The sequence below is a fragment of the Streptomyces sp. NPDC001532 genome, from assembly GCF_040298625.1.
Classification (GTDB): domain Bacteria; phylum Actinomycetota; class Actinomycetes; order Streptomycetales; family Streptomycetaceae; genus Streptomyces.
The window spans coordinates 1-22286 of sequence record NZ_JBEPAL010000017.1 but is presented as its reverse complement, the minus strand read 5'-3'; the positions used below and the strand labels follow the sequence as shown (position 1 = coordinate 22286).

Annotated in this window: 24 protein-coding genes and 1 tRNA gene; 5 read left to right on the top strand and 20 right to left on the bottom strand. The window is 72.4% G+C overall.

Annotated elements, in window-relative coordinates:
• Positions 1 to 37 precede the first annotated feature (37 nt).
• From ABT232_RS17585 to hypE, 3 genes are read left to right on the top strand one after another with little or no spacing between them, the layout of a single operon-like run.
• Positions 38 to 346, top strand: coding sequence for a HypC/HybG/HupF family hydrogenase formation chaperone (locus tag ABT232_RS17585; RefSeq protein ID WP_351840813.1), 309 nt, complete (start codon positions 38 to 40; stop codon positions 344 to 346).
• Positions 343 to 1512, top strand: coding sequence for a hydrogenase formation protein HypD (gene hypD, locus ABT232_RS17580; protein ID WP_351840812.1), 1170 nt, complete (start codon positions 343 to 345; stop codon positions 1510 to 1512). Before ABT232_RS17585 ends, hypD begins: the two co-directional genes overlap by 4 nt.
• Positions 1505 to 2572, top strand: coding sequence for a hydrogenase expression/formation protein HypE (gene hypE, locus ABT232_RS17575; RefSeq protein ID WP_351840811.1), 1068 nt, complete (start codon positions 1505 to 1507; stop codon positions 2570 to 2572). Before hypD ends, hypE begins: the two co-directional genes overlap by 8 nt.
• Positions 2573 to 2581: 9 nt before the next feature.
• Here the strand turns inward: hypE and ABT232_RS17570 are convergent, their stop codons facing one another.
• The 8 genes from ABT232_RS17570 to ABT232_RS17535 all read right to left on the bottom strand — a co-directional run bounded on the left by ABT232_RS17570 (position 2582) and on the right by ABT232_RS17535 (position 9905).
• Positions 2582 to 2812, bottom strand: coding sequence for a hypothetical protein (locus ABT232_RS17570; protein ID WP_351840810.1), 231 nt, complete (start codon positions 2810 to 2812; stop codon positions 2582 to 2584).
• Entirely contained in the window at positions 2796 to 3053 is a 258-nt protein-coding gene (locus tag ABT232_RS17565) for a DUF6400 family protein (protein ID WP_351840809.1), read from the bottom strand. Before ABT232_RS17565 ends, ABT232_RS17570 begins: the two co-directional genes overlap by 17 nt.
• A gap of 152 nt (positions 3054 to 3205) precedes the next feature.
• A tRNA-Pro gene (locus ABT232_RS17560) sits at positions 3206 to 3279 on the bottom strand.
• Positions 3280 to 3399: 120 nt separating this feature from the next.
• Positions 3400 to 4479, bottom strand: a complete 1080-nt coding sequence (locus tag ABT232_RS17555; RefSeq protein WP_351840808.1) for an Ldh family oxidoreductase — start codon at positions 4477 to 4479, stop codon at positions 3400 to 3402.
• Positions 4480 to 4499: 20 nt separating this feature from the next.
• Positions 4500 to 6215, bottom strand: a complete 1716-nt coding sequence (locus tag ABT232_RS17550) for a thiamine pyrophosphate-dependent enzyme (protein WP_351840807.1) — start codon at positions 6213 to 6215, stop codon at positions 4500 to 4502.
• A 12-nt stretch (positions 6216 to 6227) separates the two neighbouring features.
• Positions 6228 to 7088 (bottom strand): amidohydrolase family protein, encoded by an 861-nt coding sequence (locus tag ABT232_RS17545; RefSeq protein WP_351840806.1) that lies wholly within the window; start codon positions 7086 to 7088, stop codon positions 6228 to 6230.
• A 159-nt stretch (positions 7089 to 7247) separates the two neighbouring features.
• Positions 7248 to 8447 carry an L-2-hydroxyglutarate dehydrogenase gene (gene lhgD, locus ABT232_RS17540; RefSeq protein WP_351840805.1) on the bottom strand — a complete coding sequence of 400 codons (1200 nt, stop codon included), beginning with the start codon at positions 8445 to 8447 and terminating at the stop codon, positions 7248 to 7250.
• Positions 8448 to 8462: 15 nt separating this feature from the next.
• Positions 8463 to 9905, bottom strand: a complete 1443-nt coding sequence (locus ABT232_RS17535) for an aldehyde dehydrogenase family protein (protein WP_351840804.1) — start codon at positions 9903 to 9905, stop codon at positions 8463 to 8465.
• 171 nt (positions 9906 to 10076) lie between these two features.
• Between ABT232_RS17535 and ABT232_RS17530 the strand changes: the two genes are divergently transcribed.
• Complete coding sequence (locus ABT232_RS17530) at positions 10077 to 10364, top strand: putative quinol monooxygenase (RefSeq protein ID WP_351840803.1); 288 nt, start codon at positions 10077 to 10079, stop codon at positions 10362 to 10364.
• Positions 10365 to 10417: 53 nt separating this feature from the next.
• On the opposite strand, the gene ABT232_RS17525 is transcribed toward ABT232_RS17530, so the two are convergent.
• The 12 genes from ABT232_RS17525 to ABT232_RS17470 form a co-directional block, all read right to left on the bottom strand.
• Positions 10418 to 11404, bottom strand: coding sequence for a methionine synthase II (cobalamin-independent)-like protein (locus tag ABT232_RS17525; RefSeq protein ID WP_351840802.1), 987 nt, complete (start codon positions 11402 to 11404; stop codon positions 10418 to 10420).
• Between the two features lie 5 nt (positions 11405 to 11409).
• Positions 11410 to 11877: a GlcG/HbpS family heme-binding protein gene (locus tag ABT232_RS17520; RefSeq protein WP_351840801.1), complete on the bottom strand. Its 468-nt coding sequence runs from the start codon at positions 11875 to 11877 to the stop codon at positions 11410 to 11412.
• Between the two features lie 9 nt (positions 11878 to 11886).
• Entirely contained in the window at positions 11887 to 12660 is a 774-nt protein-coding gene (locus ABT232_RS17515; protein ID WP_351840800.1) for an alpha/beta fold hydrolase, read from the bottom strand.
• A 34-nt stretch (positions 12661 to 12694) separates the two neighbouring features.
• Positions 12695 to 13066, bottom strand: a complete 372-nt coding sequence (locus ABT232_RS17510; RefSeq protein ID WP_351840799.1) for a VOC family protein — start codon at positions 13064 to 13066, stop codon at positions 12695 to 12697.
• A complete protein-coding gene (locus ABT232_RS17505; protein WP_351840798.1) occupies positions 13063 to 13860 on the bottom strand; it encodes a fumarylacetoacetate hydrolase family protein in 798 nt (265 codons plus the stop codon). The genes ABT232_RS17510 and ABT232_RS17505 overlap by 4 nt, the downstream gene beginning before the upstream one ends.
• Entirely contained in the window at positions 13860 to 15308 is a 1449-nt protein-coding gene (locus ABT232_RS17500; protein ID WP_351840797.1) for an NAD-dependent succinate-semialdehyde dehydrogenase, read from the bottom strand. The genes ABT232_RS17505 and ABT232_RS17500 overlap by 1 nt, the downstream gene beginning before the upstream one ends.
• Before the next feature lie 22 nt (positions 15309 to 15330).
• Positions 15331 to 16248 carry a VOC family protein gene (locus ABT232_RS17495; RefSeq protein ID WP_351840796.1) on the bottom strand — a complete coding sequence of 306 codons (918 nt, stop codon included), beginning with the start codon at positions 16246 to 16248 and terminating at the stop codon, positions 15331 to 15333.
• A gap of 97 nt (positions 16249 to 16345) precedes the next feature.
• The gene (locus ABT232_RS17490; protein WP_351840795.1) at positions 16346 to 17257 is read right to left on the bottom strand and encodes a LysR family transcriptional regulator; all 912 of its coding nucleotides are present in this window, start codon (positions 17255 to 17257) and stop codon (positions 16346 to 16348) included.
• A 108-nt stretch (positions 17258 to 17365) separates the two neighbouring features.
• On the bottom strand, positions 17366 to 18325 hold the full coding sequence (locus ABT232_RS17485; protein ID WP_351840794.1) for a sugar ABC transporter substrate-binding protein: 960 nt from the start codon (positions 18323 to 18325) through the stop codon (positions 17366 to 17368).
• Between the two features lie 108 nt (positions 18326 to 18433).
• Positions 18434 to 19456 (bottom strand): ABC transporter permease, encoded by a 1023-nt coding sequence (locus ABT232_RS17480; protein ID WP_351840793.1) that lies wholly within the window; start codon positions 19454 to 19456, stop codon positions 18434 to 18436.
• On the bottom strand, positions 19453 to 20964 hold the full coding sequence (locus tag ABT232_RS17475; protein ID WP_351840792.1) for a sugar ABC transporter ATP-binding protein: 1512 nt from the start codon (positions 20962 to 20964) through the stop codon (positions 19453 to 19455). Before ABT232_RS17475 ends, ABT232_RS17480 begins: the two co-directional genes overlap by 4 nt.
• A 20-nt stretch (positions 20965 to 20984) precedes the next feature.
• Complete coding sequence (locus ABT232_RS17470) at positions 20985 to 21548, bottom strand: carboxymuconolactone decarboxylase family protein (RefSeq protein ID WP_351840791.1); 564 nt, start codon at positions 21546 to 21548, stop codon at positions 20985 to 20987.
• 246 nt (positions 21549 to 21794) lie between these two features.
• On the opposite strand from ABT232_RS17470, the gene ABT232_RS17465 reads away from it, so the two are divergent.
• Entirely contained in the window at positions 21795 to 22202 is a 408-nt protein-coding gene (locus ABT232_RS17465; protein ID WP_351840790.1) for a cupin domain-containing protein, read from the top strand.
• Positions 22203 to 22286: the final 84 nt, after the last annotated feature.

The following is a 22286-nucleotide window of genomic DNA, read 5'->3' as shown; positions in this document are numbered from 1 at the left end:
GGCGCGGGCCCGCCGCACGACCAGTGAGGAGACACACATGTGCCTGGCGGTACCCGGCAGAGTGCTGGGCGTCGAGGACCGGGACGGCACCCGGATGGCCACCGTCGACTTCGGCGGGGTGATCAAGGAGGTGTGCCTGGAGTACCTGCCCGACCTGAAGGTCGGCGAGTACGCCATCGTCCATGTCGGATTCGCCCTCCAGCGGCTCGACGAGGAGTCGGCCCGCAGAACCCTGGAGCTGTTCGAGAACCTCGGGATGCTCCAGGAGGAGTTCGGCGATCCGTGGGAGCAGGCCGCGCACGCGGAGGACGGCGACGGCGACCTCGCCGGGGAGGTGCGGCGGTGAGGTACATCGACGAGTTCCAGGACCCGGAGCTGGCGGCGCGGCTGCTCGACGACATCAGGGCGACGGTGACCAGGCCGTGGGCGCTGATGGAGGTGTGCGGCGGCCAGACGCACACGATCATCCGGCACGGCATCGACCCGCTGCTGCCCGACGAGGTCGAGCTGATCCACGGTCCGGGCTGCCCGGTCTGCGTGACCCCGCTGGAGGTGATCGACAAGGCGCTGGAGATCGCCTCGCGGCCGGGCGTGATCTTCTGCTCCTTCGGCGACATGCTGCGGGTGCCGGGCACCGGCCGGGACCTGTTCCAGGTCCGCAGCGAGGGCGGTGACGTGCGGGTGGTGTACTCGCCGCTGGACGCGCTGCGGATCGCCGAGCGGCATCCGGACCGGGAGGTGGTGTTCTTCGGCATCGGCTTCGAGACGACGGCGCCGCCGAACGCCATGACCGTCCATCAGGCCCGCAAGCTGGGCATCCGCAACTTCAGCCTGCTGGTCTCCCATGTCCGGGTGCCGCCCGCGATCGAGGCGATCATGCAGTCGCCGGACTGCCGGGTGCAGGGCTTCCTGGCGGCGGGACATGTGTGCAGCGTGATGGGGACCGAGGAGTATCCGGCGCTCGCCGAGCGGTTCCGGGTGCCGATCGTGGTGACCGGGTTCGAGCCGCTGGACATCCTGGAGGGCGTCCGGCGTACGGTCCGCCAGCTGGAGCGGGGCGAGCACACCGTCGACAACGCCTACCCGCGTGCCGTGCGGCCCGAGGGCAACCCGGCGGCGCGGGCCATGCTGGACGACGTCTTCGAGGTCACCGACCGCGCCTGGCGGGGCATCGGGGTCATCCCGGACAGCGGCTGGCGGCTGTCCGCCCGCTACCGCGACCACGACGCGGAGCACCGCTTCCAGGTCGGGGACATCACCACCCGGGAACCGGCCGAGTGCCGCAGCGGCGAGGTGCTGCAGGGGCTGCTCAAGCCGCACGAGTGCGAGGCGTTCGGCACCACGTGCACCCCGCGGACGCCGCTCGGCGCGACGATGGTCTCCAGCGAGGGCGCCTGCGCCGCGTACTACCTCTACCGGCGGCTGGAGCTGCCGGCCCGCCCGGCGGCAGCCATGCCGGCCCCGGCGCCGACCACGCCCGCCCCGACCCCGCAGGAGAGCTCCGTTGTCTGACACCACCGCAGCGCCGGACATGCTCTCCTGGACCTGCCCCGCTCCGCTGCGCGACCGGCCGCGCGTGGTGATGGGCCACGGCGGGGGCGGCGCGCTCTCCGCCGAGCTGGTCGAGCAGCTCCTGCTGCCGGCCCTCGCCGGGGGGACGACCGCCGCGCTCACCGACTCGGCGGTGGTCGAGCTCGGGGGCGCGCGGCTGGCGTTCTCCACCGACTCCTTCGTGGTCCGGCCGCTGTTCTTCCCCGGCGGCAGCATCGGTGACCTCGCCGTCAACGGCACGGTCAACGATCTCGCGATGAGCGGCGCCCGCGCGGCGTTCCTGTCGTGCGGGCTGATCCTGGAGGAGGGCGTCGAGATCGAGACGGTCGGCCGGGTCGCCGAGGCGCTCGGCGCGGCGGCCCGCGCCGCCGGGGTGCGGGTGGTGACCGGTGACACCAAGGTGGTGGAGGCCGGGCACGGGGACGGCGTCTACATCAACACCGCGGGTGTCGGTCTGGTGCCGGACGGTGTCGACCTGCGCCCGGAGCGGGTGGTGCCCGGGGACGTGGTGCTGGTCAGCGGGGCGATCGGCATGCACGGTGTGGCCATCCTGAGCGAGCGCGAGAACCTGCGCTTCGAGGCCGACGTGGAAAGCGACTGCGCTCCGCTCACCGGGCTCGTGGAGGCGATGCTGGCGGTCACCCGGGAGCTGCGGGTGCTGCGCGATCCGACGCGCGGCGGGCTGGCCGCCTCGCTGAACGAGATCGCGGCGGGGTCCGGGTGCGGGGTCGTCGTCCAGGAGCGTGCCGTGCCGGTGCCGCCGCCGGTGGCCGGGGCCTGCGCGATGCTGGGCCTGGACCCGATGTACGTGGCGAACGAGGGCAAGCTGGTGGCCTTCGTGCCCCGGGAGCACGCCGACGCGGTGCTGGCCGCGCTGCGGGCGCATCCGCTGGGCGCCGAGGCGGCGATCGTCGGCGAGGTGGTCGCGGAGCACCCCGGCATGGTCGTCGCGCGGACCGGGCTCGGCGGTACGCGGGTGGTGGACATGCCGCTCGGGGAGCAGCTGCCGCGGATCTGCTGAGCGCCTCGGTCAGTCGTCCGGACCGCGCCGGCCGGGGCGGGTGTCCAGGGTCCAGGTGTGGGTGCAGCCCGGGCACTGGAGGTGGACGCGGGCGCCCTGGCTGGAGATGAGGTAGCGCCAGTGCGCCGGGCAGTTGCGCCCCTCGGCGCAGGTCGCGCAGGAGCGGGCGTCGTCGCAGCCGGGGCAGGGGACCCAGGCGCGGCGCGCCCGGTCCGCCTGGGGATCAATCGGCAGGCGCATCGTGGGTGTCCCGTCCCCGGTCCGGCAGCACGCCGGCCGCCACGAGCATGGCGTACGTCCGTTCCTGCTCCGCGTCGAGTCCGGAGTAGAGCAGGTCCCAGGCGGCCTCCTCGGAGCGGAGCGCGGCCACGGGATCCCAGTCGGGGCCGAGCGCCGCCAGCACCTCGGCGCGCCGCCGGGCCTCCTCCAGGGTCAGGTCGAGCGTGAAGGGCACATGGCCGGGATCGGGGCTGACTGGCATGGGGGGCGCTTTCGCGGGGGGACGTCGGGCTCCTGCCATCCCTACCAGAGCGGTGCGAGGCACCGGAAGGCGATGTGACCGACGCCATGACACGGCCGAGGGGCCGCTTCGGATCTCTCCGAAGCGGCCCCTCGACAGGTGCTTTCCGCAAGTCGGGACGACAGGATTTGAACCTGCGACCCCTTGACCCCCAGTCAAGTGCGCTACCAAGCTGCGCCACGTCCCGGCGGACGACACGCGGTTCACCGCGTGATCATGCAGGTCAACTCTACCCCATCGACCGGGGGCGTCCGCCGCACCGGACGCCCCCTCCCCCTCCCCCTCCTCCGGGCGGGCCGCGATCGCGCTAGGCGGCGTCCGGAAGCTCGACCCCCAGCTGCCCGGCGCGTTCGGCCAGGTCCCGCCACAGCTTCGGGGCCACGGGGATGCCCTGCGCGGACCGGCCGGCGGCCACCGCGGCGCTGCGTTCGCCGGGGTAGTGCACTCCGCCCGCGCCCTCCGCCGCGGGCAGGCCCTTGAGGGTGGTCAGGGTCGAGTCGACCGCCGCGGTGAACGCCTCGGTGCCGCCGAAGGCAGCCGGGTCGAGGGCGATCAGCAGGGCGTTCTGGCGGTGCTTGCGGCCGGCCGGGTCGCCGGAGTGGAACGCGGCGAAGATCGGCGCGCCGACCAGCACGCTGGTGAGCAGTTCGAAAGCGAGTGACATGCCGGATCCCTTGGCGCCGCCGAGCGGGAGCGGCATCACCGCCTGCCGCGGGTCGGTGGTGGGAGTGCCGTCCTCGGTGGCCGCGGCGCCCTCGGGCAGCGAGGTGCCGCTCGCCCTGGCCTGCCGGATCCTGCCGAGGGCGATGGTGGCGGTGGCCATGTCGAGCAGCAGCGGGGCGTGGCTCGACGACTCGGGTGTGGGGACGGCGACGGCGAGCGGGCTGGTGGCGACGGCGGCGCCCTTGACGCCGGTGTAGCCCATGTTGGGCATGCCGGCCACGAACCCGAGGCCGACCAGTCCCTGTGCGGCGATCCGGGAGACGTAGTAGCCGATCGCGCCGGTGTGCACGGTGTGCCGTACGCCGACGGCGGCGATGCCGGTGGTGCGGGCCCGGCGGACCGCCTCGTCGGCGGCGGCGGTGAGGGCGACCGGGCCGGGTGCGCGGTCGGCGTCGAGGACGGCGGCGGCCGGGGCGCTGGACTCGATGGCGAGGGTCGGCCGGGCGTTGGCGACGCCCTTGGCCAGCAGGTCGAGGTAGGCGGGGACGCGGGCGATGCCGTGCGAGTCGACGCCGCGCAGCGCCGCCCAGACGAACACGTCGGCGGTGGTGCGGGCGTGTGCGGCGCTCAGGCCGCCCTTCTCCAGCAGGGCCGCGCTGAAGGCGCGCAGCTCCTCGGCGGGGACGAGGACCCTGCCCGGCTCGGGAGTCGGTGTGTCGGTCATGGTGGCGGGTGTCTCCTGGTTCAGCGGGTGACGAGCACGTCGACGACGGCGGTGGTGCCCTCGGCGACGGCCTTGAGCGCGCGCTCCAGGGCGGGCGTCAGGGCGTCGGGCGTGTCGACGGTCTCGGTGTGCATCCCGAACGGCTCGGCGAAGGCGGCGAGCCGGGGCAGCCGGTGCAGGTCGGTGCCGAGCCATTCGCCGGTCTCGGCGGCGGCGCCGTCCGGGTAGAAGCGGCGGTGGTTGAGGTTCATCGACTTGTAGACGCGGTTGTTGAACACCACGATCAGCAGCGGCAGACCGTAGGCCTCGGCGGCGTCGTACGAGGGGATGACCGGGTTGTAGGTGAAGGCGCCGTCGCCGATGGTGAGGACCACCGGGCGTTCGCGGGCGGCGAGTTTGACGCCGAGGGCGACCGCGATGCCCTGGCCGAGGCCGCCCTGGACGTAGAAGTAGGAGTCGGGGGTGTCGGTGCGGAGGTGCCGTTTGACGACGCGGCTGTGGGTGATGGTCTCGTCGACGACGATGCCGTCCCGGCCGGCGAGGAGGCGGCGCAGGGTGGCGGCGACGAGGACGGGGTCGACGCCGGCCGCCCGGGTCTCGGCGGCCCGGGTCTCGGCGGCCTCGATCGCCCGCTGTTCGCCCGCGTGCCGCTCCCGCTGGGCCGCGCGCCGGGCGGCGGCCGCCGTCGGGTCGAGGTCCTCGGCCCGCTTGGTGAGCTGGCGCAGGGTGTTGGCGACGTTGCCCTCCAGGTACACGTCGGCGAACAGGACCTGGTAGACGATGTGCGGGCGCTGCGGGACCTCGTCGATGACGACGACGGTCGCCCTGGAGGGGCGGCGGCTCGGCGGGTAGAAGGGTGCCCGGCAGTTGACGAGGAGGATGAGGTCCGCCTCGTCCATCCACGGGCCGATGTCGCTGCCGGCGTGCAGCGGGTGGGTGCGCGGGAAGTTGCCGCACACCGCGGAGTCGGGCTCGACGACCGGGATGCCCCAGGCCTCGGCGAAGGCGGTGAGGGCCTCGAAGCCGCCCGGCTCGCGGCCGGCCGTCTCGGTGACGATCACCGGGTTGGCGGCCTCGCGGATCAGCCGGGCGACCTGGTCGGCCTCCTCGGGCGAGCTGTGCGTGGAGCCTGGCGGCACGACGGGCTTGGCCTCGCGGCCGCCCCAGTCCTCGAGCAGGATCTCCAGCGGGATGTTGAGGTAGGCCGGTCCGGCGGGGGCGCGCCGGGACAGCTCCGCGGCGCGCGTGACCATGGTCGGCAGGGTGTGGACGCTCGCGGCCTCGTTGGACCACTTGGTGACGGGGGCCGCGATGCCGTGCGGGCCGCCCACGATGGACAGGTTGCGGTACCACTGGCCGCCCGGGTCCTTGCCGGGGCCGTCGCCGTAGGTGGCCGACTCCGAGGAGGTGACCACCATGGGGACGCCGGCCAGCAGGGCGCCGTGGACGGCCATGGAGCCCTGGAGCAGACCGGGGGCGGCGTGCAGCAGGACGCCCTGCGGGCGGCGGGTGACGAGGCCGTAGCCGGTGGCCATGCCGACGGCCACGGTCTCGTGCGTCAGGTCCAGGTACCGCGGGCAGGGCAGTCCGTCGCGGTGGTGGCGGGCCAGGGACTCCCACACCGGGGCCCATTCGGACCCCGACGAGCAGAAGAGGTAGTCGGCGCCGACGGCGTTGAAGGCGGATACGAGAGCGTCACCGCCGTCGGCGCCCGAGGTGTTCTGAGTGTCCGTCATCTCGGTTCTTCCTCAGCCCTCGATCGGCCAGTCCAGGACCTCGCTGATGCCACGGCCCATGATCCACTCCAGCTCCTCGGGAGTGAAGTCCCAGTGCTTGGTGAACTGTTCGATGGTGTCGGTGTAGGTGATGCCGTGGCCGAGCAGCCGGGTGATGTCGGTGCCGTAGAAGCAGCGCTGCGGGCCCATCCTGTCGACCATCTCGCGCACGTACTTCTCGATGTTCTTGTTCGGGAAGGGGTGCGTGGAGTAGCCGGGGAGCGCGGAGACCTTGACGTAGATGTTGGGGTGCACGGCGAGGTCGGCGGTCTCCTGGACCCAGTAGCCGATGGCGTCGTCGACGCAGCGGGCCATGATGCCCATGTGGTCGATGATGATCTTCAGGCCGGGGTGCTTGGCGGCGATCTGGCCCAGCTCGCGCTTCCAGATGGGCGCGTGGACCATGGTGGGGACGCCCAGCTCCTCGGCGACCGGCCAGTACCAGTCGTTGGTGCCGTCGATCATCCAGTTGCGGTCCTGCGGGCGGTGGAAGGTGAGGCGGGTGCCCTTGATGTGCGGGTTCTGGGCGAAGTCCTTGAGCATCGCGGTGCCCTCGACCGGGTCGTCCTGCGGGATGCGGGCCATGATCCCGAAGCGGTCCGGGTGGGCCTCGCAGGCCTCCAGGGAGTAGTCGATGCGGTTGCCCTCCCAGGACGGCGGCAGGATCAGCGCCCGGTTGACGCCGGCCTCGTCCATCAGCTCCAGGGCCTCCTCGTAGGAGAAGGGCTCCTCGCGGTGGCCGTTGAGGCGGATGCGCTCCCGCGCGCCGGGGACCCAGGGGCGGTCCGGGGTCTCTTCCTTCCAGAGGTGGATCTGGGTGTCGACGACGAACATGTGTCTGCTCTTTCTCTCGGTGCTGCGAAGGGCTGGTGCACGGGGTTCCGGCGTGCCGCGGAAGGAACGCTAGGCGTGCGGTGGGCCCTTGCTAAGGGCCAGGGATGCAAGCTGTTGTTGCGCGGAAGTGCCCTCTGGACAGGGCGTTCCGGGAGCCGCTCAGGAGTCGCCGAAGACGGCGTCGACGATGTGCTCGGCGATCGCCAGGCAGGCGGTCGCGGCCGGCGAGGGGGCGTTGCGCACGGCGGTGATCCGGTCCGCGCGATGGATGCGGAAGTCGTCGACGAGGGTGCCGTCGCGGTCCAGGGCCTGGGCGCGGACGCCCGCGCCGCCGCGCAGCACGTCGTCGGGGCCGACGCCGGGGACGTAGAGCCGGGCGTCCTTCATGAAGGCCTTGACCGAGAACGAGCCGCGGTACTCCTTGACGCCGGTGCGCCAGTGCTGTGCGGCCATCCGCCAGGCGCCGGGGTAGGCGGCGAGGCCGAGCAGGTCGCGGGGTGAGACACGGCCGCGCCGGTAGCCCTCCCTGGCGAGGGCGAGGACCGCGTTGGGGCCCACCTCCACGGTGCCGTCGACGCGTGGGGTGAAGTGCACGCCGAGGAACGGGTAGCGGGGGTCGGGCACCGGATAGAGCAGGCCCCGCACCAGATGGGTCCGGTCCGGCCTGAGCAGCATGTACTCGCCGCGGAACGGGACGATCCGCGGTTCCGGCCGGTCCCGGGCGAGCCGGGCCACGGTGTCGGAGTGCAGGCCGGCGCAGAGGACCAGCCGGTCCACCCGGACCCGTTCCGCGCCGGAGGCCACCTCGACGCCGCCGGGCACCCGGGTGAGGCCGGTGACGGGGAAGCCGAGGCGCACCTCGCCGCCGGAGCCGGTGATGTCCTCGGCGAACTCCCGGGCGATCGCCGGGTAGTCGGTGATCGCGGTGCGCGGCGAGTGCAGGGCGGCGATCCCGCCGGCGTGCGGTTCGATCTCGGCGATCTCCTCCTTCGAGATCCGCCTGAGGTCGGGCACGTGGTTGTCCCGGGCCCGCTCGTACAGGGCGTTCATCCGGCCGAGTTCGTCCTCGCGGACGGCGACCACCAGCTTGCCGGTCTCCCGGTACGGCAGCCCGCGGTCCTCGCAGTACGCGCGCAGCAGGGCGACGCCCCGGACGCACAGGTCGGCCTTGAGGCTGCCCGGCGCGTAGTAGAGGCCGGCGTGCACGACGCCCGAGTTGTGGCCGGTCTGGTGGGCGGCGACGCGGGATTCCTTCTCCAGCACGACGACCCGGGTGCCGGGGCGGCGCAGGGCGATCTCACGGGCCGTCGCCAGGCCCACGATGCCGGCGCCGACGATGCCGATCGTCTCGTCAGCCATCTCTTCTCCTCACGTTCAGAAGTGGACGGCGACGGTCTTGACGCGGGTGGAGAAGCGCAGGACCTCCTCGCCCTGCTCCTTGTAGGCGGTGCCCGAGTCGTGGAACCCGCCGAAGGGCAGATGCACGTCCCAGCCGGTGGTGGTGGTGTTGACGGCGACCTGGCCGCACTCGGCCTCGTCGGCGAACCGGTGCGCGCTGGCGAGGTCGCGGGTGAAGACCGCGGCGGCGAGGCCGTAGTCGGAGTCGTTGACCGCCTCGACGGCCGCGGTGAAGTCGTCGACCGCGCGGACGGCGAGGACCGGTCCGAAGACCTCCTCGCGCCAGATCGCCATGCCGGGGGTGACGTCGGCGAGCACGGTGGGCCTGACGTAGCAGCCGTGGGCGCGCTCGGCGCCGGTGTCGGCCTCGCCGCCGGTCAGGACGGTGGCCCCCTGCTCGACCGCGCGCCACAGATCGGCGAGGACGCCGTCGCGCTGCCTGGGGCTGGAGAGCGGGCAGAGGGTGGTGGCGGGGTCGCTGCCGGGGCCGACGGTCAGCGCCTCGACCTCGGCGATCAGCAGCGGCAGGAACTCCTCGTAGACGGGCCGTTCGACGATGACCCGGCTGGTGGCGGTGCAGCGCTGTCCGGCCTGGCCGAAGGAGGCGGCGACGACCGCGCGGGCCGCGGCCGGCAGTTCGGCGTCGCGCAGCACCACGGAGGCGTTCTTGCCGCCGAGTTCGCCCTGGAAGCGCACGTTGCGCTCGGCGAGGCGGCGGCGGATGCGGTTGCCGACCGCGTTGGAGCCGGTGAAGGTGATGCCGGCGATCCGCGGGTCGTCCAGCAGCGCCTCCTCGATCTCGGCGGTGCGGCCGGTGACGACGTTGAGCACTCCGGGCGGCAGGCCCGCCTCGTGCAGGGCGCGGGCCAGGTGCAGTCCGGACAGCGGGGTCTCGCCGGCGGGCTTGAACACGGCCGCGTTGCCGGTGGCGAGCAGCGGGGCGAGCTTGCGGGCCGGGGTGATCAGCGGGTCGTTCCACGGGCTGATCACCAGGATCACGCCGATCGGTTCGCGCTGGGTGTGGGTGCGGTGGTCCGGGCGTGCGTCGTGCAGCAGGGTGCCGTAGCCCTGGCGGGCCAGGCCCGCGTAGTAGTCGAGGAAGTCGGCGGCCTTCAGGGTCTCGCCGCGTGCCTCGGCCAGCGTCTTGCCGTTCTCGGCGGTGACGTCGGCGGCGATCTCCTCGGCGCGCTCGCGGATCAGCCGGGCCGCGTCGGTCATGATCCGGGCGCGCTCGAAGGGGCTGGTGCGCCTCCAGCGGGCGAAGCCGCGCTCGGCGTGGTCGTAGGCGCGGGTGACGTCCTTGGCGGCGAGGGCCGGGACGCGGGCGAGGGGGGTGCGGACGTCCGCCGGGTCGTGGACGTCGATCCAGTCGCCGGTCGTCACCCACTCCCCGCCGAGGAGGGTTTCGAGGGTACGCATCGAGCTCATCTCTCTCGTCGGTGGCGGTGCCGGACCGACAACACACGACCGGGGGGCCGGGCGACCAGAGCCGGGCCGGCAGACATTGGTTTCGCGCCGCGCGCGTCGCTCAGCTGGGGATTCGTGCTGGAATCGGCGAGCCCACGACCACCATCGGACCGAAGGACTCACATGGCTTTCGCCGTCGTCGCCCACTACCGCTGCGCGCCCGCCGACGCGGACACGGTGCGTGCCGCGCTGCTGAGGATGCGCGAGCACACCCGCGCCGAACCGGGCAACCTGGCGTACGAGGTGCACGCCGAGTCGGACCGGCCGGGCGGCTTCGTGCTGTACGAGCGGTACGCCGACCGGGCCGGGTTCGACGCCCACGCGGCCGCGGACCACTTCGACGAGCTGATCGTGCGCACGGTGCGGCCGCTGCTCACCGACCGCACGGTGACCTTCGCCGACGTGCTCTGACGCCGCGGGCGACGGTGCCGGGCGGCTCGCGCGAGCCGCCCGGCATCCGTGTGTCAGAACTCGTTGCCCCAGCAGTACCGGGCGATCGTCTCCACCAGCACCAGCTTGCGGCGCTGGTCCTCGGCGCTCAGCAGCGGCCGCCCGGCCACGTCGGCGAAGCCGCGCGACGGTGCCACGGCCATGTCCTCGATGTCCTTCAGCTCGGCGGCGGCGTCGATCCGGGCCATCACGGTGCCGATGTCCTCCAGCGCGGGCACCGTCGCGTCGACCACGCCCAGGCACAGGTCGCGCTCCTCCGGCAGCGCCCGGACCAGGTCGAGTTCGGCGTCGGTGCCCTGGTCGTAGGGCAGCACCCAGCGGTCGGCCGGGATGCCGGCGTACAGCCGCTCGACGCGCGCCCGGTCGACGGCGGCCGGTGCCGCCCAGCCGGGGCAGACGCCGAGGCGGACCCCTTCGGGGCGCTCGTCCAGGCGGACCGCCGACGCCTCCACGGCCAGCGCGTCGTCGAAGGAGAGCGCGCTGTCGGCGGGCCAGTCGAGCAGCAGCGGGTTGTTCAGCTGGATCAGCCGGACGCCCTTGCCGACCAGCAGCTCGATCTCGGCGTGCACGATCTCGGCCAGGGCCTCGCCGAGTTCGCGGGCGGAGGCCGGGCCGAGCCCCGGTACGAAGGTGGTGGCGGCCAGGTAGGCCGGGGAGGGCAGGGAGGCCTTCGGCGCGATCACCGTCTGCTCGGCGAGCCGGGCCGCCCAGTCGGCCAGCAGCGGGCCCTTCGCCGTGGGCAGCGACTCGGCTACCCAGCGGGTCAGGCCGCCGCTGGTCTCGTCCGTGCGGCGGAAGCCGGAGACGGCGTCGAGGACGGCGCCGCGGAAGTCCTCGCGCGGGAAGTCGCCGTCGGTGACGACGGTGGTGCGCAGTCTGCGCTGGTACGCGACCACCTCCCGGACCGCGTCCGCCAGGGCCTCCGGGTCGACGGGCGCGAGGCCGGCGGGGCGGACCAGGCTGCCGTGGTGGTCGATGCGGTAGTTGAACGTGTCCGCCATGATCGTCAGTCCTTTCCGGCGGGCTCGCCCGCGACGCCCCAGGCGGCGAACTCCAGTTCGTAGCCGAGCGATTCCAGCACCTCGTCGGCGATCTGCTGGTCCTCCTCGGCGGTGCCGCCGGCGATGCCGAGGCCGCCGATGATCTGGCCGTCCTTCTTGATGGTGACGCTGCCCTCGGTGGCCATGATCGGCAGGGCGGCGCCGGGGAGCTGGGAGAGCTGGGAGAAGAAGACCGGCTGGCTCTCCTGCCACTTCTTCAGCATCTTCCCGGGCCGCTGCATCACCGCGGCGGTGTACGCCTTGGCGCGGGCGATGTCCGGGGTGAGGGGGCGGGCGCCGTCCGGGCGGCGGACGGCGACGACGAAGCCGCCGACGTCGACCACGGCGACGCTCACCGCCTTGCCGACCGCCCGGGCCCGCTGGTGGGCGGCGGCGATGATCTCCTCGGCGGCGTCGAGGCTGATGTTGCTCATACGGCTTCCTTACTGTGCGGTGAGGGTGCGACGCAGCCGGGCGACGGCCTCGTTGTACGCCGTGGGCGTCTCCCAGTACATGGAGTGCGGGGCGCCCGGGACGATCTCCAGGTGCGAGCCGGGCAGCAGTTCGTGGGCGCGGGTGACCGTCTTCACGCTCAGCACCGCGTCCTTCTCGCCGGCCAGGAACGCCACCCGCACACCCGAGGCCCCGATCTCCTGGAGGGAGGGGCCGTCGGTGTCGAGGTTGCGCAGGTCCTGCATCCGGGCCACGTTGAAGGTGCCCATCTGCTGGAACAGGAAGGTGAGGTCGGCACGGTCGCGCTGGAACGGCTCGGTGAGCAGCCGGTCGATGACGGGCAGCTTGACGGCCTCGGCGCGGTCGGCGGCGGCCAGCTCCTTCAGCTCGGGGTGGCTGATGCCGCCGAGGGAGTGGCCGAGCACGACGGAGGAGACCCGCTCGGGGCGCAGCAGAGCGGCGCGCAGCGCGGCGACGGAGCCGATGGACTGGCCGACCAGCATGGCGTCGGTCAGCTCCTCGGCGTCCAGGACGGCGACGACGTCGCCGGGGAAGTCCTGGCCGTCGAACTCCGGCATGGAGGAGTCGGACTTGCCGAAGCCGCGCAGGTCCACCGTGACGACGGTGAACTCCTCGCGCAGCGCGGCGACCTGCTGCCACCAGGCGGCGTGGTGGCCGCCGCTGCCGTGCACGAAGAGGATGGCCGGGCCGCTGCCGTGACGCTCGTAGTAGATGGAGGTGCCGTCGGAGTCGGCGAAGGGCATGGGGTGTACTCCCGGAACCGCTGGTGGTGTGCGCTCAGTTGGGGCGCTTGGCGTGGTGGACCAGCTCGATCATGGTGTGGTCGGGGTCGTGGATGTAGCAGAACTTGGACTGGTTCTCCGGGCGCTGGATCGGCCGGGTGTGACGGATGCCGAGCTCCTTGAGGTGCTCCAGGAAGTCGTCCCAGTCGTCGACCTCGACGGCGAAGTGATAGGGCGCCATGCGCTCCATCTCCTCGACCGGCGTGAAGTGCAGATCGAAGGTGCCGCGGGTCATCAGCACCACGCGGGTGTTGGACTTGGGCATGATCCGCTTCATGCCGAAGACCTTGGCGTACCACTCGGCGGTGCGGTCGGGGTCGGTGGTGGGGAAGTTGACGTGGTGGATGTAGCGGGGTTCCCTGCTCATGGGTGGTTCCCTTCGAGGTGTACGGGGTTGGAGAGCGTGCCGACGCCGCTGATCTCGACGTCGACGGTGTCCCCCGGCTCCAGCTGGCAGGTGGCTTCGGCCCCCATCCACAGCACGTCGCCGGGGTGCACGGTGACGTGCCGGGTCAGCTCGACGAGGAAGTCGAAGGGGTCGAAGACCATGTCGCCGGTGGGGAAGGCGGCCTGGACCTCGCCGTTCACACGGAGCGTGGTGGTCTGGGCGAGGGCGTCGACGTCCGTCTCGATCCACGGGCCCATCGGCTTGAAGGTGTCGCTGTTCTTGCTGCGCCAGAAGGTGCGGTCCTGGTGCTGCCAGGCGCGGGCGCTGATGTCGTTGCCGATCGTCCAGCCGAAGACCGCCTCGCGGGCCTCGTCGTGGGTGGCGTGCCGCAGGGTGCGGCCGATGACGGCGACCAGTTCGGGCTCCGCCTCGAAGCGGCCCTCGACCTCGCGCGGTCTGACGATGGGCGCGAGGTGTCCGGTGAGCGCGTTGTTGGCGCGGTAGCCGGCCTCGGGCCGCTCGGGGACGGGGACTCCGGCGTGTTCGATGTGCCGCCGGTAGTTCATGCCGACGGCGTAGAAGACGGGGGGCACGACCGGCGGCAGCCAGACGGCGGTGGCGCGCGGCACCGTGCCGATGACGCTCGGGGCGGCGGCGGAGTGCGGCGGGTGCCGCGGGTCCTCGATCGGGGAGCCGGACAGCAGCTCGACGTCCTCCTCCCCCACCCGGCCCCACACCGCCCGGCCGCCGACCGACAGACGTGCGTACCTCATCAGCCCGCCAGCAGGTGGGAGACCCGCTTGGTGACGAGGTAGGCGTCCAGGGCCTCGGGTCCGCCCTCCCGGCCGTAGCCGCTGTCCTTGACGCCGCCGGAGGGCGCCTCGTGGACGGAGCCGCCGCAGTGGTTGATCGACAGGATGCCGGCCTCCAGCTCGCCGGCGAGGCGTTCGGCGGTGGCGGCGGACTCGGTGAAGCCGTAGGCGGCCAGTCCGTAGGGCAGCGCGTTCGCGATCGCGAGCGCTTCGTCGAGCCCGGTGAACGGCACGATCGGCGCGAGCGGCCCGAACGGCTCCTCGTGCAGCAGCTCCGCGTCCGCCGGTACGTCGGTCAGGACGGTCGGCGCGTAGAACCACCCGGGGCGGTCCGGCCGTTCGCCGCCGGTGAGGACCTTGGCGCCGCGCTCGACGGCGTCGGCGACCAGGCGCTCCATGGCGGCGAGGCGCCGCTCGTTGGCGAGCGGGCCCATGGTGGTGCCCTCGGCCAGGCCGTCGCCGACCACGACCGCCTCGGCGGCCTCGACGAAGGCCGCGGTGAACTCCTCCACCAGGCTCTCGTGGACCAGGAAGCGGCTCGGCGAGGTGCAGACCTGTCCGGCGTTGGCGAACTTGGCCTGCGCGGCCCTGCGCGCCGCCCGTACCGGGTCGGCGTCGGCGCACACGATCACCGGGGCGTGGCCGCCCAGCTCCATCAGGGACGGCTTCATCACCTTGCCGGCCTCGGCGGCGAGCAGCTTGCCGACGGGGACCGAGCCGGTGAACGCGATCAGCCGGGTGACCGGGGAGGCGATGAGGTGCGCGGAGACCTCGGCGGGCTCGCCGAAGACCAGGTTCAGCGCTCCGGCGGGCAGGCCCGCGTCGACGAAGCAGCGGACCAGCTCGGCGGCGGTGGCGGGGGTCTCCTCGGAGGCTTTGATGACGATCGAGCAGCCGGCCGCGAGCGCGGAGGAGATCTTCCGCATGGGGCCGCCGGCCGGGAAGTTCCAGGGCACGAACGCGGCGACGGGGCCGATCGGTTCGCGGCGCACGGACAGCAGGGTGCCGGGGGCGGACGGGATGATCCGGCCGTAGGCGCGCCGGGCGTCGTCGGCGTGCCAGCGCAGGGTGTCGGCGACCCGGCGGGCCTCTCCGGCGGACTCGGCGAGCGGCTTGCCCTGCTCCAGGGTCATGATCCGGCCGATGCCGGCGGCGCGATCGGTGAGCAGGTCGGCGGCCCGGTGCAGCACGGCGGTGCGCCGGGCCACGGGGGTGTCCCGCCAGGTTTTGAAGCCCTGTGCGGCGGCGTCGAGGGCGCGGTCGAGGTCGGCGGCGGTGGCGAGCGGTACCCGGCCGATCTCCTCCTCGGTGGCGGGGTTGACGATCGGGGCGGTGAGTCCGCTGCCGCCCTGGCACCATTCGCCCGCGATGTGCATGCGGACGGCGGGGTAGCCGTGGTCGGTGGTCATGGGTGGGTGCCCTCTCAGGGGTTCAGGATGCGGGTGCTTCCTGGTCGCGGTTGGTGCGCAGCGCCCAGATGTGGTGGGGCGGGGTGGTGGCGTGGACGCGGGTCTCGTAGGTGTCGTCGACGCGGTCCATGTCGGCGGCGTACTCCACCCGGCCGCCGCACGGGGCGTGCAGGAAGCGGAAGACGTTGGAGCCGATGGTGTGGCGGCCGAGGCGGCGGGCCTCGCGCCAGCCGCGCTCGATCATGTGGTTGCCGCCCTCGACCACGTCGTCGAAGCCGGGGACCTCGTAGGCGATGTGGTTGACGCCGGCCTTGTCGGGTCGGTGGCACAGCAGCATGGTGTGCTGGTCGTCGTCGCCGGGGGCCTGCATGAAGACGCCCATCGGTTCGACGACGTCGGTCGGGCGGAAGCCGAGGCGGTCGGTGTAGAAGCCGACGGCCTCCTCGCGGCCGTCCTTGGGGATGTTCAGTGCCACGTGGCACATCCGCAGCGGGCGGACGCGGGTGATCGCCTCCAGGGCGGTGTTCCAGCGGCGGATGCTGCCGAGGGCGTTGGCGGGCCGGGGGGTGACGGAGACCGCCTTGGGGCGGGCCAGGGTCAGTCCGACGCCGAAGCCGGTCTCGTCGACGGTGTGGTGGACGCCGTCGGCGCCGGCCCGGACCGGGCGGTCCCGGGCGACGCCGGCCACCAGGCGGTCCAGTTCCGCGCGGGTGTCGACGCCCCAGACCACCTCGCGCAGGGTGGGGCCCTGCTCGACCGGCGGGGGCAGCGGCGGGCCGGGGCGGGTGTCCAGGTGGAGGGTCTGGCCGGTGAGCGTCTCGAAGACCGCGTGCTCGTCCGTCCGCTCCACCGGGAACAGCCCGAAGTCGTCGAAGAACCGGACGCATGCGGCGAGGTCGTCGATGCCGTAGGTGACCGATTCGATTCTCTGGATTCCCATGGTTCCTCGTTTCGCGGGTCGCCTGGCGAGCGTAGATTTCGGTCCGAGCGGCACTCAACGGTCTGAGCTCTACGGAATGCGCAATCGTTTCTTGCGCTTACGGCCGGATCGCCGGAATGGGATTCTGCGAGAACCATTCGGCGAGGAAGTCCAGGAAGACGCTGACCTTGCGCGGGGTGTCCTGTCCGGGGCCGTAGATCGCGTACAGCGGCCGGTCCGGTACCGCCAGTTCGGGCAGCAGCACCTTCAGCGCGCCGTCGACGAGGTCGTCGTAGGCCGGCCGCTGCGGGAGCAGGGCGAGGCCGCGTCCGTGGACGGCCGCCTTCTGGAGGGCGATGTAGGAGTTGGAGGAGAAGGCGATGTTGCGGATCTTGTGCAGGGTGCTGGCGTGGCCGTGGCCGATCCGCCACACGGGGTCGTTGACGTGCACCAGGCAGTCGTGGGCGGCGATGTCGTTGGGGTGGCCGACGGAGCCGCGCCGGGCGATGTAGTCCTCGGACGCGCACAGCACGAACGGCAGGGAGGCGATCTTCTTCAGCCGGACGCTGGAATCCCTGAGGTCGCGGGTGTGGAAGGCCACGTCGAATCCGCTGTCCAGGAAATCGTAGGTACGGTCGGACATTCCGCCCAGCTCGAATCGGACCTGGATTTTCGGATGGGCCGCGGAAAAGGCGGCGATCGCGTCGCCGAGGTCGAGGCTTCCTATCCATTTGGGGCAGATGATGCTGAGCGTGCCCTCGGCGCGGTCGTGCAGCTGGGAGAGGGTGGCGTCCTCGGCGTCGATCTCGTCGAGGATGCGCGCGGCGAACTCGGCGTAGCGCTGGCCCGGCTCGGTGAGGCTCACCGAGCGGGCGGTGCGGTTGACGAGGCGGACGCCCACCTGTCGCTCCAGTTCGGCGACGTGGCGGGAGACCAGGGAGCCGGACGAGCCCAGCTTCTTGGCGGCTCCGCTGAAGCTGCCGACGTGGGCGACGGTGACGAAGCTGTGCATGAGCAGCAGGCGATCCATGTTTCCTCCGGCGGGCCGCCCGGGAACGGCCCGACGAGGGCATGGCGGCGGTGTGATGCGGGTGCGGCTCGGACACGGGTGGGTGAGCGCCGGTTCCCGGTGGGGGCCCTACTTCGGGCAGTACTGCGGCGCCTCGCTCACGTTGTCCTTCGTGACCAAGACAAGAGGAATGTTCGCAATCTTGTCAACGGTCTTGTCGTCCTCGAGCAGCGCGATCGTGTTCTCGACGGCCGTCCTGCCGATCGTCAGGGCCGAGTTCGCCACGGTCGCGGAGATCCGTCCGTCCTCGATCGCGGCGACCCCGTCCTCGGTGCCGTTGACGGTGACGATCTTGACGTCCTCCGCCCCGGCGGCGTCGAAGGCCTTGCGCACCGCGAAGGCCATCTCCTCGTTGGCGACGAAGGCGTAGTCGAGGTCCGGATGGGCCTGGATCATGTTCTCCGCCACGTCCTGCGCCTTTGCGGGATTGAACATTCCGGGCTGGTTCGCGACCACCTTCGCGGTGTCCGGCAGCGCGTCCTGGAAGCCGCCGACGAGCAGGTCGGAGGCGGCGCCCGGAGCACCGGCGACCACGCCGACGGTGACGTCCTCGCCGGCCGCGTCCTTCTCGATCCAGCCGGCGTCCAGCGCGCCCACCTGCTTCAGGTCGACCTTGGCGACGCCGAGCACGTCGGACATGTCGTCGGTGGCCACCGAGGTCAGGAAGATCGGTATGCCGGCGCCCTTGGCCTTGTTGATGTCGCCTTCCAGGGCGTCCACGTTCACCGTCTGCACGATCAGGGCGTCGACGTCGCGCGCGATCATGTCCTCGATGTTGGACAGCTCGGTCCCGGCGTCCTGCTTGGAGTTGGCCGAGTAGAGGGTGGCCTTGCGCTCCTTCGCGGTCTGCTCGACCGACTTCAGCAGACAGCTGTGGAAGTGGGTGTTGGCACCGTTGACGAAGCCGAGGGTGACCGCGTCGCCGTCGGAGCCCGCGCCGCCGTTCTCCGCGCAACCGGAGAGCAGCAGCGCGGCGACGCCGACGAGACAGGCCGCGGTGGTGCGGCGGGTGCGGGCGATGGGGTTCATGGGGATACGCCTTTCCTGCGTCGTTGAAGAGAAGGGGCGTGGGGGAAGGGAAGCGGCGTGGGGGAAGGGAAGCGGCGTGGGGGCAGCCGGGTGAGCGCGGGCCGGGTGTCAGTGCCCAGGTGAGGACTTGCGCTGGAACTCGTTGACGACGGCCGCCACCAGCAGCACCCCGCCGGTCACCACGAACTGGTAGTAGCTGTTGACCTGGAGGAGGTTGAGGGCGTTGGCGACCACGCCGAGCAGCACGGTGCCGAGCGCGGTGCCGATGACGGTGCCGTAGCCGCCGGCCAGCGAGGTGCCGCCGATGACGACCGCGGCGACCGCGGTCAACTGGGTCTGCAGACCGGCGGTGTTGGGGGCGGCGGCGCCGAGCCGGGAGAGCAGCATCAGGCCGGCCAGTCCCGCGAGGGCGCCGGCCAGCGCGTACAGGGCGAGTTTGCGTCCGGGGACGTTGATGCCGCTGAGCCGGGCGACGTGTTCGTTGCCGCCCATGGCGAAGGCGTCCCGGCCGAAGGTGGTGAAGCGCATGGCCAGCCCGATCACCGCGAGCACCAGCAGCGCCACCACGAGCAGATAGGGGATGCCGAGCACCTTGGAGTTGCCGAGTTCGGTCATCCGGTCGCCGATGGAGATGGACTCACCGTTGAGGACGAGCAGGGCGACACCGTCGAGCAGCATCGCGGAGGCGAGGGTGGCGACGAACGGGGCGACCCTGGTGAAGGTGACGACCAGGCCGTTGACCAGGCCGATGAGGGTGGCCAGCAGCAGGGTGACGAGCACGGTGACGGCGGTGGAGTGCCCGTCGTGCAGCATCACCGCGGCCACCGACAGGGTGACGGCCGCGTTGCTGCCCATGGAGAAGTCCATGCCGCCGGCGGTCATCAGCAGGGTCAGGCCGCCCGCGACGACGGCGGTCACGCTGATCTGCCGGAGGACGTTCAGCAGGTTCTGTGAGCTGGTGAAGGAGTCGGCCTGGAGGGCGGTGAAGACGGCCACCAGGACGAGCACGACGATCAGTCCGCCGTGCGGGACGTGCAGCAGCGCCTTGGGCGTCCAGCGGGGCGCCGGGGCCCGGTCGGGGCGGGCGGCGAGGTCGTCGGAGGCGGCGGCGGGCGGGGTCTTGAGGCTCACTGGGGCTGTCCTCCGAGAGCGGTGGCGACGAGCTCGTCGCGGGTGATGGCGGTGATGTCGTGCTCGGCGACCACCCGGCCGGCGCTGACGACGACGACCCGGTCGGCGAGCCGCATGACCTCCTCGGCGGAGGAGGAGGCGAGCAGGACGGCCACTCCGCGCGCGGCGAGGTCGTCGACGAGGGTGTGGATGTCGGCCATCGCGGCGACGTCCACGCCGTTGGTGGGGTCTTCCAGGAAGCAGGCGACCGGATCGGTCTCCAGCCACTTGCCGAGCAGCACCTTCTGCTGGTTGCCGCCGGACAGCGAGCCGACGGGCGGGTTGCCGGTGAGGGCGACCACGCCGTAGGCGCGGCGCCGGGGGGCGGCGCGGCGGGCGAGTTCGCCGCGCCGGTGCAGCCGCCGGCGGGCGAAGCGGTCGTCGGCGAGCATCAGGTTCTCGTCCAGGGTGAGGCCGGGGACGAGACCGAGGGTGCGGCGGTCGCCGGTGACACAGCGCAGTCCGCCGCGCAGCGCGGCGCCGACCCGGCCGAAGGGCACCGGGCGGCCGTCGACGGCGAGTTCGCCCGCGTCGGGGCGGCGGCGTCCGGAGAGCAGGTCGAACAGGCGGGACTGGGCGTCCCCGGCGGGTCCGAGGACGGCGACGATCTCGCCCTTGCGCACCTCGACGGAGAAGTCCTGGACGGCCCGGCCGTCGGTCAGGCCGCGCACGGTGAGCCCGCTCTCGTCCTTCGGCGCCGGGCGTTCGGGGCGCCGGGAGACGACGTCCCGGCCGACCATGCTGCGCACCAGCGTGGCCGGGTCGAGTTCGGCGGCCGGTGCGCTGCGGACGACGGTTCCGTCGCGCAGCACGGTGAGGCGGTCGGCGACGGACATCACCTCGTCGATGTAGTGCGAGATGTAGACGACGGCGACGCCGTCGTCGCGCAGGGTCCGCACCAGGCCGCGGATCTGGTCGGCGTCCTTGGCGCTCAGGCACGCGGTCGGCTCGTCGAGGATCAGCACCCGGCCGCCGCGCCGCACCTCGCGGGCCACTTCCACCATGGTCTGCTCGGCGACCGTGAGGGTGCCCGCGATCCGCTCGACGTCGATGTCGATGCCGAGTGCGGCGAGTGCCTGGCGCGCCTCGGCGCGGACCGTCTTCCAGTGGACGGTGCGGCGCCGGGTGGGCAGGTCGCCGAGGAGGACGTTCTCGGCGACGGTCAGTCCCATGGCGAGTTCGCGGCGCTGCGGCACACAGGAGATGCCGAGCCGGCGGGCCTTGCGGACGGTGAGCCCGGTGTGCATCTCGCCGCCGACCTCGACGCTGCCGCCGTCGGGCTGGTGGGCCCCGGACAGGATCTGCACCAGCGTGGACTTGCCGGCGCCGTTCATGCCCATCAGGGCGTGAATCTCACCGGGGTGCAGGTCGAGGTCGACGCCTTTGAGGGCGGCGGCCCCGCCGAAGCTCTTGGTGACGCCTCTGACGCGCAGCACGGCCTGCCGCGCGGTGCGGGCGGGGGTGGTCACGGCGGTGCCTCCCGGGGGCGTCACGAGCGGGTCCGGTCGTCGTCGGGGCCGACCCGGCCGAAGCCGCGGATGTCGGGGAACGGGGGCTCCTTGTCGGCCTGGAGGTCCACCTGGAAGGTGTTCAGGCACATGCCGAGCATGGTGAAGTTGCCGAGCGCGCCGATGGTGTCGACGAGTCCCTTGGCGCCGAAGTGTCCGAGGGCCGCGGCGAAGGTGTCGTCGGTGACGAAGTGGTCCTCCAGGATCTCCCGGCAGAACCGGTAGAAGGCCTGGTCCGCCGGGGCTTCGAAGACGGCCTCGCGCTTCTCGGCGATGGCCTTGACGGCGGCCTCCGGGACGCCGGCCTCGATCGCCTGGTGGACGTGGGCGTTCCAGGAGTACTGCGCGTCCCAGTTCCGCGCGGCCATGAGCAGCGCCAGCTCGCGCAGATGCCTGGGGAGGCCGCAGTCGAAGCGGGCGAAGGCGCCGAGGGACTCGGCCCGTTCGCACATCTCCGGGCTGTGCAGCCAGACGCGGAAGGGGCCGCGCACGGCTCCGCGGCGGCCGGCGATCCGGGCGGCCAGCTCCTGCTGCCGCGGGTTCATTTCCTCATCGCTGAGAACGGGGAGCCTCATCTGGCCGATACCTGCCTTTTCTTTCCGGCGCGTTTCGGGCACGGAACGGGACGCCGTGCGACGCCAGGTGAAGGTACAGCCGGGTACCGGGAAGCTCACCCCTCCCGGAGCGCAAGGTAAACCTGCATGCCGGAGGGCACCCATTCACGGGGCGCGGTCCTAACGTCGGTGGACGATGCCCGTGAAGTCCCCCGTGCCGAGAGGAAGCAACTCCGGATGACCACCATCATCAAGGCCGCGTCCGTGCCCCTGCTGGACCGTGGCGGCGCCGTCGTGACGACGCCGCTGATCACCACGCCGTCGGCGGGCGGGGAGAACCGGATCACCAGCGGGATGAGCGTGTATCCGGTCGGGTCGGGGGCGCCGCTGCACTCGCACAACTGCGACGAGCACGTCACGATCCTGGAGGGCGAGGCGGAGGTGGTGGTGGACGGCGAGGTGACGAAGCTGGAGCGGTTCGACACCACCTACATCCCGTCGCCGGTCCCGCATCTGTTCCGCAACACCGGCGACGGCCCGCTGCGCATCCTGTGGGTGTACTCCTCGGGCCATGTGACGCGTACGTTCACCGAGACCGGCGAGACGGTGGAGCATCTGTCGGCGCGGGACCAGATGGGCCGCTGAGCCGGTGCGCGCCGAGCGCGGGACGACGACGCCGGCCGCCGCATCCCCCACACGAGGCCCGCGGGGGCGGCACCCGAGCGGTCG